The 686-nt window shown below is 32.5% G+C and carries 1 protein-coding gene; it reads right to left on the bottom strand.

What is annotated here, in order from left to right; all coding sequences use genetic code 11:
* Nucleotides 1-267: 267 nt before the first annotated feature.
* A complete protein-coding gene (locus WEIDD23_RS13310; RefSeq protein ID WP_062358652.1) occupies nt 268-669 on the bottom strand; it encodes a hypothetical protein in 402 nt (133 codons plus the stop codon).
* Nucleotides 670-686: the final 17 nt, after the last annotated feature.

Below are 686 nucleotides of genomic sequence, written 5' to 3'. Positions count from 1 at the left end.
ACAATTATTTTAATTTTGTTCTCTTGTTCAGAAAAATAAGCTCAATTAAAAAGTAAGCAATTGCACCGAGACCAATTATGTACGTAGTATATACATTGCTCATCAAAGAATACGCTACCGTTATTATGAAAACGGCATAATTTTTGCCCGAAATAATTAAATCAATACCATACAAAATTAATGGTAGGAGCCACATGGCGTTTACAAACATTGGATGCAACGCAGGAATATTCATACCTGAAAACGTGTATGTCACGCTTGCCAAAACTACAGCAACGGTATTTTTAAAATGGTTAGAAAAGTAGAGAATTGCTGCTGCTCCAACCAAATATAAACGTAGCAAATAAAAAAACTATACGTCCAATCTAAATGTTTGATTGGTAACAACGCATTTACCCATCCCAGTACATCTCCAAGATTGTAATAAGATAAAATACTTACAGCATCACTTCCGACACCATGATTCCAATCCCAGTTATTCCAAAAACCCAGTCCATACGTATAAATGTATTCATGCAAAGTTTTTACATAAGCCACGTGTTGTCTGAAAGCGTCTGCGTGGTCTACAAGTGTATACCCAAATAAAAAATTGCTACTAAAAGTTACAACTACATATAGTAAAAATATAAAGGTGTATACTATGTAACTTTTTTTAAAAAAAATATTCATCTAAAAATTCCTTTAAG

The organism is Weissella sp. DD23, assembly GCF_001579105.1.
Lineage (GTDB): Bacteria > Bacillota > Bacilli > Lactobacillales > Lactobacillaceae > Weissella > Weissella cibaria.
Note: the sequence above shows the minus strand (reverse complement) of the source record. Positions and strands in the feature narration are given on the sequence as shown.